The organism is Methylobacterium persicinum (assembly GCF_022179525.1).
GTDB classification, from domain to species: Bacteria; Pseudomonadota; Alphaproteobacteria; order Rhizobiales; family Beijerinckiaceae; genus Methylobacterium; species Methylobacterium persicinum.
Genome location: NZ_BPQX01000037.1, coordinates 138,739 through 150,982, shown reverse-complemented (window position 1 = coordinate 150,982; position 12,244 = coordinate 138,739). Strand labels below are relative to the sequence as shown.

The following is a 12,244-nucleotide window of genomic DNA, read 5'->3' as shown; positions in this document are numbered from 1 at the left end:
GGCCTGACCCGGCCGGTCGCGCGCTCCCTTGTCAGCCGATCGTGACGGTTTCGTGCAAACCCTGCGGCGGCTCAACTCACGCGCGAGCGCGTGACAGGCCGATGCTGTCCATCGCCGCCTGGTCCCTAGCGGATTCCGCGGCGCGCTCGGCCGAGCGCTCCCGGTCGTCGAGGATCTCGACCTTCTTGAGTTCCTCGAAGGCTTCCCCGAGTTCGGCCTTGGCCTCGTCGAGCTGGCCTTCAAGGGCCTGCGCCGACTGCCGCATGTTGTCGCGCCGGGTCGCCGCCGCGCGGGCGTAGGTGGGGTAGGCGAAATGGCCGACGTCGGTGATCCCGGCGCGGGCTTCTTCCATGGCGACTTCCCGATCGAGCTCGGTCGCCATGCGGTTAAAGTCCGCCATCATCATTTCGATCTGCGTCACGCGGCGACGCTTCTCATCGACCTGGAAGCGGCGCAGGCGGATCAGCGTGTCACGCGATTTCATTGTGGGACGCTCACTCCACGCGGTGCGCCCCGGCCTTCGTCGCCCGATGCGCTGCTCTCTCAGGCTCCCCCGACGATTTGGGCGAGCCGTGCGTAACCATCGCCGATGGACGTTGCTTCTTCCTTACCCTGCCCCAGAAAAGCCTCAAGATCTGGCATGAGCGCGACCGCCTCATCGACCTCCTTGGACGCACCGGCCCGGTAGGCCCCGAGGCGGATCAGCTCTTCCATGTCAGCGTAGGTGGACAGGATCCGCCTGCCCCGGCGCACCACCGGCAGGTAGGCGGGATCGCAGGAGCGGGGCATGGTGCGGGAGACGGAGCGGAGCACGTTGATCGCCGGATAGCGGCCCCGCTCGGCGATCGACCGCTCCATGACGATATGGCCGTCGAGAATGCCGCGTACGGCGTCGGCGACGGGCTCATTGTGGTCGTCACCCTCGACCAGCACGGTAAACAACGCGGAGATGGTGCCCGCCCCGGTGCCCGGCCCGGCCCGCTCCAGCAGGCGCGGCAACTCGGAGAAGACGGTGGGGGTGTAGCCCTTTGCCGTCGGCGGCTCCCCTGCCGCGAGGCCGATATCCCGCTGAGCCATGGCAAAGCGGGTGATCGAATCGATCATGCAGAGGACCTTCGCCCCCTGATCGCGAAAATGCTCAGCGACGGAGAGGGTGACGTAGGCGGCGTTGCGGCGCATCAGGGCCGGCTCGTCGGAGGTCGCTACCACCACGACGGACCGGGCGAGGCCGGCCGCGCCGAGGTCGTCCTGCAGGAATTCCTGAACCTCCCGGCCGCGCTCGCCCACGAGGCCGATCACGGCCACGTCGGCGGCGGTGTAACGCGCGAGCATAGAGAGCAGCACCGACTTGCCGACACCGCTGCCGGCGAAGATGCCCATGCGCTGCCCGGCACACATTGTAAGAAAGGTGTTGATGCAGCGGATGCCCAGATCCAAGGGAGGCCCCACCCTTTGGCGGGCATGGGCGGGCGGCGGATCGGCCCGGAGGGGGTAGATCTGCGGCCCCTGCGGCAAGGGCCCGAGGCCGTCCACGGGGCGGCCGAGGGCGTCGATCACCCGGCCGAGCCATGCGCCGGAGGGGCGAATCGCTCCGGCGGCTTCGTCTTTAACGAAGGCCGGGCAGCCCCGGCGCACACCTTCCAGGGAGCCGAACGGCATCGCCAGCGCCCGGTCCCCCTGGAAGCCGATGATCTCGCAGGGGATCGTCCCCTCCCCGCCGGATCCTTCGATATCGAGGCGTCCGCCCAGGCGCATGGCCGCAACCGGCCCGGCGACTTCCACGAGAAGGCCGCGGATCGCCACCACGCGCCCATATGTCTGAAGGGTCTCGACCCGTTCGAGGCCGCCGAGGCCGGCAGACAAAGAAGTCACTAATCTTGCCGGCTCGTTCGCCAACGGCCTCGCCCTCAACGGTTCGTTTACCCGCCTCCTTAACACTGCGGTCATCGGGCTTGTAGCGGCCCGGTGCCGGGACCTTCGTCCGCCTCCCTCCCCCACGCAATGCCGGGGGAGTGTTGCGGACGGGACACACCCCAGCGCCGGATCGTTGCGGCCGAAGCACTTAAGTACGGGTCGCAGGCAAAACCCGCGGCAATCGGAGGGGCGTTCCGGCGTCTCACCCAGGGCGGGCGGGGAAAAATTTCCGGCCAAGCTGGGCGATTGCGCAAGTAAGAGCTTGCGGGCGGGAATCAGGTTTTGTTAACGATTAACTCATAGCGTTTCACGTCAAGAGCGGTGGGGCGCCTGTCCACAGGCCGGTGGCAGGCTGTCGACGGGGACGTGTGCGCGCACTGATACGGCCGGCTGGGCTGGGGACCGACGATGCGGGTACTTCTGATCGAGGACGACAGCGCAACCGCGCAAAGCATCGAATTGATGCTTAAGTCCGAAAATTTCAACACGTACACGACAGACCTTGGCGAAGAGGGAATCGACCTCGGCAAGCTGTACGACTACGATATCATTCTCCTCGACCTGAACCTGCCCGACATGTCGGGCTACGAGGTGCTCCGCAACCTTCGCGTCGCGAAGGTGAAGACGCCGATCTTGATTTTGTCAGGTCTCGCCGGCATCGAGGACAAGGTGAAGGGCCTCGGCTTCGGCGCCGACGACTACCTCACCAAGCCCTTCCACAAGGACGAACTGGTGGCGCGGATCCACGCCATCGTCCGCCGGTCCAAGGGCCATGCCCAGTCGGTCATCACCACCGGCGACCTGATCGTGAACCTCGATCAGAAGACCGTCGAGGTCGGCGGCGCCCGCGTCCACCTGACCGGCAAGGAGTACCAGATGCTGGAACTCCTCTCCCTCCGGAAGGGCACAACCCTCACCAAGGAGATGTTCCTCAACCATCTCTACGGCGGCATGGACGAGCCCGAGTTGAAGATCATCGACGTCTTCATCTGCAAGCTGCGCAAGAAGCTGGCGAATGCCAGCCAGGGCAAGAACTACATCGAAACCGTCTGGGGCCGCGGCTACGTGCTGCGCGAGCCGATGGACGGCGAAGAGCGCATGGCGGTCTGATTCGCCTCACACTCCACCCAGAACCCTCAAACCCCGTCGGCCTCGGCCGGCGGGGTTTTTTCATGTGCGGAACGGCAAAAGCTTTTGGCCGTCAACACTGCCTAGTCACTATTGAAGATTAAAGTGCGCGCCGCGACTATTCTTTCAATTCTATTTTTTCAATATTCCCCAAACTCATATAAAATTGGCCTAATTCAAAATATTATCTTGGTTTAAATTCCTATACTAAGGCATTGGTGCAACATTCTATGCCATATTAAGCTCTATAAGGGCCCATTCTGCGCATCATTAGGCCGAGAAAAAAGATAATAATTAAGCAAAAACTTTCCCTATCGCTGGTTGTAGCTGCAATTTTCGCGTCGAATGCCTTGGCTGCTGATCTTCCGTACCGCGCTGCTCCGCCGCCGATCTTTACCCAACCGGCTTTTGCCTGGACCGGCTTCTACGCCGGTGTGAACGCGGGCGACGCCCTTGGCCGCGACAGCATCGCGAACAAGAGCACCGATCTGGCCTCGACCTTCAGCGCCTTGAACGCCAACAAGGTCAGGTTGAACAGCAACAATTTCGCCGGTTGCGGCCAGATCGGCTACAATTATCAGCTCACCCCGGGCAACGGCGTCGTTCTCGGTATCGAGGCCGATGCCGATTATGTCGGCCTTGATCGGAAGCGCCGCACGCAGCACACCTCCAACCCGACCACGCCGAATGAAGCCGGCATGTCTTTCATTGACGCCGATCGCTACGTCGGAGAATCTTCAACCGACGCTCTCTTCATTGTCCGCGGCCGGGCCGGATATGCATTCGACCGCTTCCTCGTCTACGGAACGGGTGGCTTGGTCTTTCCCGACGTTCGGACCCGCAGCACCTACACTTCGACCGAAACGACGTATCAAGATGGCAAGGTCATCGATGTCGACTCCAGCACGAAGAAGCACTTCCGGCTGAGCGGCATTCAGACCGGCTACGCCGCCGGCGGCGGCATTGAGTACGCGCTGCCGCAGCTGGAAAGCGCGGGACATGTTGTTTCGATCCGCGTCGAATACCTGCACTACGATCTCGGTCAGCGGACCACCAAGGTAGACGATACCCTGCGGTCGAAGGTGCACAACGAATGCAACCTGATCCATGCCGGGCTGAACTATAAGTTCAGCGATCTCTAGAACTTGCTGCTCACGCTTGTTAAGCAATAGGTAGTCCCATGCGGAAATTCCGCATGGGACTATCTGACTCTATCGAAACAGCATCGACGTTGATCTGACGACGCAATCAGCCAGCCCCTCCGGGCTAGGGATTGGCCGCTCGCCGGACCGAAGCATCCGCGGGCCGAAGCGTCCGGACGCGGGCTATCGCTCCCCTCCCCCAGCGAACACCTGCGCCGCCGGGGCGACGATCACGTAGCTGCCGCAGGGCGCCGATTGCGAGATGACCGCGCTCGCCACGCCCCAGACATAAGTGCCGCCCCGGTCCGTCGCGACGACGGGGCCACCCGAATCACCGAGGCAGATCCGGCCGCCGCCATCGACGCGGGCGATGGTCAGACCGGTGCTGGTCGAGGCCACCGGGGTCAGCCCCGCCGTGCGCAGGCGGCCGACGCCCGTGCGCGAGAGACCGGCGCCCGCAAAACGCAGGTGCTTCGGCACGCGGCTCGGGTCGCTCGCCAGCGGCACGGGGCGGCGCCCGCGCACCGGCTCGGTCAGGCGCAGGACCGCGAGATCGACGGAGAGGTCGGCGATGCTGATGTCCGGGGCCGCATTCGGCTGCATCTCGCCGGGATCGGGGCTGTAACGGGCCGCGACCCTCGCGGCGTAAACCGGCCGGATCGGGTTGCCGCCCTTGAAGAACACGACGAGCGCCCCGAGGGGATCGCCGTTCACACAGTGGGCCGCGGTCAGCACGAGATCCGGCGCGACCAGCACGCCGGAACAGCGGGTGAGACGCAGCGCGTCCTCCGGTTTGGTGATCGTCCCGAGGCCGACCGTGGCCTGGGCGAGGGCATCACCGCCCGCCACCGACCCGCCGTCGATGGCGTGTCCGGGGGAAGCCGTGAAGACCGCCATGACCGCCGCGAGAAGAAGGCGGCCCCTACCGACGATGGGCAAATGCGTGCTCCCGAGTAATCCGCGCTCAGCCGGCGACGGTCCAGGTGGTGGTGCCGTCCTTGTTGTCCTTCACCGCCACGCCCATCGCCGCGAGGGCGTCGCGGGCGCGGTCGGACGCCGCCCAGTCCTTCGCCGCCCGCGCCTCCTTACGGGCCGCGATCAGCGCCTCGACGGCCGCAACATCAATGCCGGAGGCCGCGACGCGCGAGGTCTCGCGCTCCGATTGTGTCTGCTGGAGGAAGCCGAGGGTGTTCGCCGCCGCGCGCAGGGATCCCGGTGCGGTCAGCTTGTGCAACTCGGCGATGGCCGCCGGGGTGTTGAGGTCGTCGAGGAGCGGCGCGAGGACGCTCTCCGGCATCCCGCCCGCCAGGGCGGCATCACCGGCCGTCGCGTACCACCGGTCCAGCATCCGGCTGGATTCCTCCAGCCCGCGCAGGGTCCAATCGATCGGCTGGCGATAATGGCTCTTGAGCATGTTGAGGCGCACGACCTCGCCGGGCCAGTCGTTCAGGACCTGCCGGATGGTGATGAAGTTGCCGAGCGACTTCGACATTTTCTCGCCTTCGACCTGCAGGAAGCCGTTGTGCATCCATACGTTGGCCATCACGGGCGTGCCGAAGCAGCAGCGCGACTGCGCGACCTCGTTCTCGTGGTGGGGGAAGATCAGGTCGATCCCTCCGGCGTGGATGTCGAAGGTCTGCCCGAGATGCTTGGCGGACATCGCCGAGCATTCGATATGCCATCCCGGCCGTCCAGGCTCGGCGATGCCGCAGGGGGACGGCCACGCCGGCTCGCCGGGCTTGGACGGCTTCCAGAGCACGAAGTCGAGGGGCGAGCGCTTGTAGGGGGCGACCTCGACCCGGGCGCCCGCCTCCATCTCGTCGAGGGGCCGCTTCGACAGGCGCCCGTAATCCGGCATCGATGGGACGTCGAACAGGACATGCCCGTCCGCCACGTAGGCGTGGCCGGCGGCCACCAGCCCCTCGATCATCGCCGCCATCTCGGCAATGTGATCGGTGGCCCGCGGTTCGATGAACCGGGGCGCCTCCCCGGGACGGTTCACATCCTCCGGCATGAGGATGCCGAGGTCGCGGATGTCCCGGTGGAATCGCGCCAGGGTGCCGTCCGTCAGTTCGCGGATCGTGATGCCGCGCTCCGCCGCCCGGGCGTTGATCTTGTCGTCCACGTCGGTGACGTTGCGGGCATAGGTGACGTGGGCCGGCCCGTAGAGGTGGCGCAACACCCTGAACAGCAAGTCGAAAACAATGATCGGCCGGGCATTGCCGATATGGGCCGCGTCGTAGACCGTCGGGCCGCAGGCGTAGAGGCGCACGTTGTCGGCGTCGATCGGGCGGAAGACGTCCTTCTGCCCACTCAGCGTGTTGTAGAGCCGCAACATCGCCGCCATGAAACCCCGACCCTCCCGGTCCTTCCCGAGCCGCGACCCGCCAAAAAGTGGCCACGCCTTTTAGTGGGCGGACCGGCGTTCGGGCGATGGCGCGGCGAAACCGTGGCGAGCCGACCGGCTCGCCTCCGACGCCTGTTGCACCGCCGCGACGGTGTTCGACGCCGGATGGGGCTAACGCAAATGCGTGAGGAATTCGAGAAGGGCGAAGATCGATCGGGTCGCGGAACGCCGTAAGGGTTCCTTAACCCCACTCTCCGACCGTCCCTTCAGCGATCGTCACGTCACCCTTTCCGTGACCGAGGAAACCCCATGCGACGCAGTGCTGCCGGATCCCTTGCTTTCGTTGCGCTCATAGCTCTCGGCCTTGCCGGCCAAGCTTTCGCGGACGGCGACGGCGAGACGCCCCGGATGGCGGCGAACCACGTGGAAAAAACCTTCCTCATCCCCTCCAGCGACGGGTACGGCGTGGCGGATTGCCTGACCGCCCCCGGCAGCGAGTGCGGCCAGACGGTCGCCAACGCGTGGTGCGAGTCCCAGGGCTTCGCCTCGGCCGGCTCCTACGGCACCGCCGCCGCCGACGAGTATACCGGCGCGATCGAGCAGCCGGCCGTCACGAAGCCGGCCGACCGCCCGATCCGCATCACCTGCCAGGACTGAACCCGGCGAGAGTCAGTTCTTCATGAAGTCGGCACACTTGGCGGCCGGCTCGGTACCCCAGGGCGCCAGAGGCACCGCCGAGGTGGAGTTCTTCGGCGAGCCCTGAATCACCTTGTCGGAATAGACCATGTAGATGAGCGTGTTGCGCGCCGCGTCGCAACCCCGCACGATCTGCATCGACTTGAAGATCAGCGAGCGGCGCTCGCTGAACACGACCTCGCCCTGTTTCAGCTTGTCCTTAAACTGGATCGGGCCGGTCTGGCGGCACGCCAGCGAGATGTCCGAGACGTCCTCAGCGAGCCCAAGGGTGCCTTTGATCCCGCCCTTCTCGGGCTGGGTGTACCAACATGCGACCCCGGACACGGCCGGGTCGTCGATGCCGTAGACTACGAGCTTGTCGTTGGGCGTCAGCGGGCGCCAGACCGTCGACTTGTCGAAGATCCTGTCGGGATCGGGCGCCGCCACCGCCGTCGCCGCAGCGGATGCGGCCAGGGCAGCCGAAAGACCGATCCGGGTGAGACTGCGAAACAACATGGTCTGTGAATTCCCCCTCAAAGCAGGCGACCCGCATGTAGGAGGGGTGACGCTCCACTGCGAGGAGGGATAGTGTTTGTGCCGCTCCCCCCAGCGTTCATGAATCGACCGCGCCGCGGTCGCACCCTGCCTCAAAGCGCGATTTCTGCGATGACATGGATGCGTTCCTCGCCGTTTGCCCGTCCGGGCCGGTGCCTCAGAACCGCCCTGTGCAGGGCCGCAATCGTGCTCGTCGCATTGCTCGGCGCGGTTCCGGCCGAGGCGCTGCCCGATCCGGCGTCCGATGGGGGAGACACCCTCGCGAAGGTCGAGCCGGCAGCTCCGCAGCCGCAGCTGCCTTCGCCCGAATGCCGCCGTTATAGGGCCGAGCTCGCCTCCATCCAGACCGGTGCCAGCGCGACGCGCGCCCTGCAGGACGAGATCGGCCGGCTGCAGACCTATTTCCGCAGCCTCAACTGCGAGGGCGGCAAGTTCCTGTTTTTCGATACGCGGCCTCCGCAATGCGGCGCGGTCGAGCAGCGCATCCGCGCGCTCAACGCCACCTATGGCGGCGCGGTAATCGAGGACACCTCCGGCCGAAAGCGCGACCTGCAGGCCCTGGTGGCGCGGACCTGTCCGGCCCGCGACGGGGTTCCGATGGGTGAAAGCTATGCCCGGGGCGGCGGGCAGGTGATCTGCGTGCGGACCTGCGACGGCGGTTATTTCCCCATGCCCAACCTGCCCGAGGGTCGCGGCGGGGCCGACGACATGTGCCACGCCCTCTGCCCGGGCACGGAGGCGGTGGCCTACTCGATGCCACAAGGCGACGAGGCCCTGAAGCAGGCGGCCACGGTGAAGGGCAATCGCGCCTACACGAGCCTCGCCAACGCCTTCAAGTTCCGCAAGTCCTTCGTGCCGAACTGCTCCTGCAAGCCCGACGGCAAGACCTGGGCGCAATCCCTGGTGAAGGCCGAGAGCATGCTCGTCCGGCACAAGGGCGATATCTTCGTCACCCCGATGCAGGCAGAAGCCCTGTCGCGGCCGAAGGTCCGCCTCACCCTCGTCGGGCGTGCAGACAGGACGGCGGCCGAACTCGCCGCCGACGCCGCCGGACGGTCCGGCCTCGATGGCAACAACGCCGTGAAGGCAGGCCCCGCCGGGCTTCCCGGCGAGGGAGCGGCCCGGGCCGATGAGGCCTCCCAGGGGGACATCCGGAAGGGCGAGCATATCGCCGTCCGGGTCATCGCCCCGGATCTCGTCGCCGTGCCGGGCCGCCCGACGCCCTAACGCCTTCCCCGGCGAGGGAACCATTCGGCAGTTGTGCAGTTCGGTTCGGCCCGAATTGAACGAGATGCCGATGCAGCGTTTCCGCCTTCTCCTCCTCGCCGGCACAGTCCTGCCGGGTCTCGCCCTGGGTCAGTCCGCTACGGCGCGGCCAGACGGCATGGTTCTGGCTCAGAGCGGGCCGGAGGAGCACAGGCCCGGCGGGCCGGGAGGTCCAGGCGGCCCGCGACCGGGTCCGGAGCGTGGCCCAGGCCCTGAGCGCGGGCCCGGTCCGGAGCGTGGCCCCGGTCCGGAGCGTGGCCCCGGTCCGGAGCGTGCGCCCCCACCCGCCCAACGGGAGCGTCCGACTCCCCCGCCCGAGCGCGCAGCCCCGCCGGTCCCGCGCGAACGCCCCGAGCCGCGGCCGGAGCGGGCGCCCCCCGCCGCCCGCGAACGGCCGGAGCCCCGCGAGGCGCCGGAACCCCGGCAAGAGCGTCCCACCCCCGATCGCCAACAGCCCCCTGCCCCGCCCCGGGAGCAGCGTCCGGATCGCGAGGACAGGCGGCCGGAGCAGCGCCAGGACCGCCGCGAGGATCGTGAAGGTCCGCCGTCCGCGCGCCCCGGCCCCGATCGGGCTCCCCCGCCTGCCGCCAACGCCCCCCGTCCGCAGCCGCAGGCCACACCGGATCGTCCTGGGCCGGATCGCAATTTGCAGGAACGCGACCGCGATCCGGGCCGGCCGGGCCCCGACCGCGCGCCGCCCGGTGGACCGGAGCGCGATGCACGGCCGCAAGCCCCCAATGCCGCCCCGGGCGTCCCCGGTCGTCCCGTCCAGCGCCTCGACAGCGCGCCCCCTCCCGGCGGCGAGCGCAACGGTGCGCCGGCCGCTCCGAACGCGGGGGCAGGTGCGCCGGGACAACCCAACCAGGGACCCGCCGGCGTACCGGGCGCCGAGCCCGGTCGTCCCCTGCCGCCGAACATGCGGCCCGGCGTACCTGGCAGGCCGTTCCAGCCGCCTGGACAGGCCCCCGGCCAGGGCCAGCCGCCTGTACCCGGACAGGGACCGGTGCCCGGGCAGGGACCGGTGCCAGGGCAGGGACCGGGACAGGTCCGGAACGACACCGGTCCCAACGGCCCGGCACGGGGCGATTTCAACGCTCCCGGCCGTCCGGGTTACATCCCCGGAGGGTTCCGCGAGAACGACCAGGTGCGCGATTACGAGCAGGTCCGCCGCGACCGGCAGGAGTTCAGCGCGGACGGCCGGACCTACTATCGGGAGCCGGGCCGCGTGATCGTGCAGGACCGCAACGGCTACCTGATCCGCCACGACGAGAATGAGCGGTTCCGTGACCTCGACCCGCGGGGCTACCGCTACGAGCGGCGGGGCGACGACTACGTCAGCTACATCGACCGGCCCGGCGGCGACCGCATCTACACGATCACCGACGACGACGGTCGGCTGGTGCGGCGCTACCGGCGCTTCGCGGACGGGCGTGAGGTCGTCATCATCGACAACAGCTATGCCGGGCCGCCGCGTCCGATCTACGACGACGTCGTGGTGCTGCCGCCGCCGGATGTGCGCATCCCCCGGGATCGCTACGTCGTCGAGTACGATCAGGCCGACCCGGATCTCGTCTATGAGGCCCTGACCGCGCCGCCGGTCGTGGCGGTGGACCGGCGCTATACGCTTGATCAGATCCGCTACAGCCCGGATCTGCGCGCCCGGATGCGGTCGGTGGACATCGACACGATCAACTTCGACACCGGATCGTGGATCGTCACGCCCGATCAGGCCCGGCGTCTCTCGGTCATTGCCGACGCCATCAACAGGGCGATCCGCGCAAACCCCCAGGAGGTCTTCCTGATCGAGGGCTATACGGATGCCGTCGGCTCCGACATCGACAATCTGTCCCTGTCGGACCGCCGCGCGCAGTCGGTCGCCACGGTGCTCACCCAACAGTTCCAGGTGCCCCCGGAGAACCTCACCACCCAGGGCTATGGCGAGCAGTACCTGAAGGTGAATACCCAGGGGCCGAGCCGTGAGAACCGCCGGGTGACGGTCCGCCGTATCACCCCCCTGCTGCAGCAGGGGGGCGGCCAGGGTCAGGCCGCGCCGCCGCCGCGCTAGCGCGTGTTCGGGGAGAGCGAACGCCGGTTCGGCGTCAGAAAATGCGGCAAGCACAATGGACTAGCGCCTTTCCTGTGATCCAAGGATGACAGAAAAGGCGCTCGAGCGTTCTCGGGGAAACTCGGATCATGCCGCGTCTCCCGTCTTTGCGAGCGTAGCGAAGCAATCCAGGGATCCGCCACATCCGGTCAGGTTCCGCTGACCTGGATTGCTTGCTGCGCTCGCGAAGACGGATAGGCTTCGTGATTCAACGCTTCCCGCCGCACGGCGGGGCGGTGTGAGATGAAAGCCGTGTAGAAGACGGCGTGCCGAACTTCGCCTCCGATTCCCGCGCCCATCACATCGCAGAGCTCGCCCACCGCGCCCTCATCGACGAATTGGAGGCGTGGCCGAAGCCCGGTCTCGTCAGCCTGGTCGATTCGGGCAGCCACCGGGACATGGATGCGGACACGCTTCGGCGGAGTGCGGGCGCCATTGCGCCCTTCTTCGCCGAGTTGGCACGGGCCGGGGCGGAGGGGGCCCCCCTCGGCGACCTGCGCCGGATCGGCCTGCGGGCCGAGATAGCCATGATGGCCGCGACCGGCGGCATCAACGCCCACAAGGGAGCGATCTTCTCCCTCGGGCTGATCTGCGCCGCCGCCGGCCTCGCAGGAGGCGAGGCAGTGTCGGCCGAGGATTTGGCCGAACGGGTCGGCGCCTTGTGGGGACCTGAGATCGCCCGGAAGCCCGCCTCCCCGATCACCCACGGCGGGCGGGCCGCCCTGCGCTACGGGGTCGGCGGAGCCGGGGCCGAGGCGGCGGCCGGCTTCCCGGCGGTGCGCGCCCTTGGCCTTCCCGCCCTACGGCGGGGGCGGCATCTGGCGCCGGGGCATCCCCAGGCCGCGCGGATCGAATGCCTCTTCGCGCTGATGGCGGACCTGGACGACACCAACCTCCTCCACCGGGGCGGCGAGGAAGGACTGCGGTACGCTCAAGGAGCGGCGCGGGAGTTCCTCGAGGCCGGCGGGGTCGGCGCCGCGGGCTGGGGCGATAGGGCGCTTGCCGTGCACCATGCCTTCGTGGCCGCCCGCCTCAGCCCCGGCGGTTCGGCCGACTTGCTCGCCGTGACCCTGTTCCTCGACAGTCTCGCGCAGACCTGAAAACGCAGACCAT

Annotated in this window: 11 protein-coding genes; 6 read left to right on the top strand and 5 right to left on the bottom strand. The window is 67.6% G+C overall.

Annotated elements, in window-relative coordinates; translation table 11 throughout:
* Positions 1 to 76: 76 nt before the first annotated feature.
* Positions 77 to 484, bottom strand: coding sequence for a flagellar export protein FliJ (fliJ, locus tag MFF22_RS16810; protein WP_238250125.1), 408 nt, complete (start codon positions 482 to 484; stop codon positions 77 to 79).
* A gap of 59 nt (positions 485 to 543) precedes the next feature.
* Positions 544 to 1,896 (bottom strand): flagellar protein export ATPase FliI, encoded by a 1,353-nt coding sequence (gene fliI, locus MFF22_RS16805; protein WP_238250124.1) that lies wholly within the window; start codon positions 1,894 to 1,896, stop codon positions 544 to 546.
* A 426-nt stretch (positions 1,897 to 2,322) separates the two neighbouring features.
* On the opposite strand from fliI, the gene ctrA reads away from it, so the two are divergent.
* Together ctrA and MFF22_RS16795 are read left to right on the top strand one after the other, a co-directional pair.
* Positions 2,323 to 3,024 carry a response regulator transcription factor CtrA gene (gene ctrA, locus MFF22_RS16800; protein WP_238250123.1) on the top strand — a complete coding sequence of 234 codons (702 nt, stop codon included), beginning with the start codon at positions 2,323 to 2,325 and terminating at the stop codon, positions 3,022 to 3,024.
* A gap of 368 nt (positions 3,025 to 3,392) precedes the next feature.
* Positions 3,393 to 4,184, top strand: a complete 792-nt coding sequence (locus tag MFF22_RS16795) for an outer membrane protein (protein ID WP_238250122.1) — start codon at positions 3,393 to 3,395, stop codon at positions 4,182 to 4,184.
* 183 nt (positions 4,185 to 4,367) lie between these two features.
* Here the strand turns inward: MFF22_RS16795 and MFF22_RS16790 are convergent, their stop codons facing one another.
* Positions 4,368 to 5,123 (bottom strand): trypsin-like serine protease, encoded by a 756-nt coding sequence (locus MFF22_RS16790; RefSeq protein ID WP_238250121.1) that lies wholly within the window; start codon positions 5,121 to 5,123, stop codon positions 4,368 to 4,370.
* A 25-nt stretch (positions 5,124 to 5,148) separates the two neighbouring features.
* Positions 5,149 to 6,531, bottom strand: coding sequence for a cysteine--tRNA ligase (gene cysS, locus MFF22_RS16785; RefSeq protein ID WP_238250120.1), 1,383 nt, complete (start codon positions 6,529 to 6,531; stop codon positions 5,149 to 5,151).
* 309 nt (positions 6,532 to 6,840) lie between these two features.
* Here cysS and MFF22_RS16780 point away from each other — a divergent pair, with 309 nt between their 5' ends.
* On the top strand, positions 6,841 to 7,188 hold the full coding sequence (locus MFF22_RS16780; protein ID WP_238250119.1) for a hypothetical protein: 348 nt from the start codon (positions 6,841 to 6,843) through the stop codon (positions 7,186 to 7,188).
* A 12-nt stretch (positions 7,189 to 7,200) separates the two neighbouring features.
* Here MFF22_RS16780 and MFF22_RS16775 read toward each other — a convergent pair whose 3' ends face one another.
* Positions 7,201 to 7,722 carry a CreA family protein gene (locus tag MFF22_RS16775; RefSeq protein WP_238250118.1) on the bottom strand — a complete coding sequence of 174 codons (522 nt, stop codon included), beginning with the start codon at positions 7,720 to 7,722 and terminating at the stop codon, positions 7,201 to 7,203.
* A gap of 159 nt (positions 7,723 to 7,881) precedes the next feature.
* Between MFF22_RS16775 and MFF22_RS16770 the strand changes: the two genes are divergently transcribed.
* From MFF22_RS16770 to mdcB, 3 genes are all read left to right on the top strand, one after another.
* Positions 7,882 to 8,988, top strand: coding sequence for a DUF2865 domain-containing protein (locus tag MFF22_RS16770; protein WP_238250117.1), 1,107 nt, complete (start codon positions 7,882 to 7,884; stop codon positions 8,986 to 8,988).
* A gap of 70 nt (positions 8,989 to 9,058) precedes the next feature.
* Complete coding sequence (locus MFF22_RS24855; RefSeq protein ID WP_238250116.1) at positions 9,059 to 11,092, top strand: OmpA family protein; 2,034 nt, start codon at positions 9,059 to 9,061, stop codon at positions 11,090 to 11,092.
* 305 nt (positions 11,093 to 11,397) lie between these two features.
* Positions 11,398 to 12,231 (top strand): triphosphoribosyl-dephospho-CoA synthase MdcB, encoded by an 834-nt coding sequence (gene mdcB / locus MFF22_RS16760; RefSeq protein WP_238250115.1) that lies wholly within the window; start codon positions 11,398 to 11,400, stop codon positions 12,229 to 12,231.
* The last annotated feature ends 13 nt before the right edge of the window (positions 12,232 to 12,244 follow it).

Coding starts and splice junctions, on each gene's coding strand:
- MFF22_RS16775 (WP_238250118.1), bottom strand. CDS start 7,722: ATGTTGTTTCGCAGTCTCACCCGGATCGGTCTTTCGGCTGCCCTGGCC.
- fliJ (WP_238250125.1), bottom strand. CDS start 484: ATGAAATCGCGTGACACGCTGATCCGCCTGCGCCGCTTCCAGGTCGAT.
- MFF22_RS16780 (WP_238250119.1), top strand. CDS start 6,841: ATGCGACGCAGTGCTGCCGGATCCCTTGCTTTCGTTGCGCTCATAGCT.
- MFF22_RS24855 (WP_238250116.1), top strand. CDS start 9,059: ATGCAGCGTTTCCGCCTTCTCCTCCTCGCCGGCACAGTCCTGCCGGGT.
- cysS (WP_238250120.1), bottom strand. CDS start 6,531: ATGGCGGCGATGTTGCGGCTCTACAACACGCTGAGTGGGCAGAAGGAC.
- MFF22_RS16770 (WP_238250117.1), top strand. CDS start 7,882: ATGCGTTCCTCGCCGTTTGCCCGTCCGGGCCGGTGCCTCAGAACCGCC.
- ctrA (WP_238250123.1), top strand. CDS start 2,323: ATGCGGGTACTTCTGATCGAGGACGACAGCGCAACCGCGCAAAGCATC.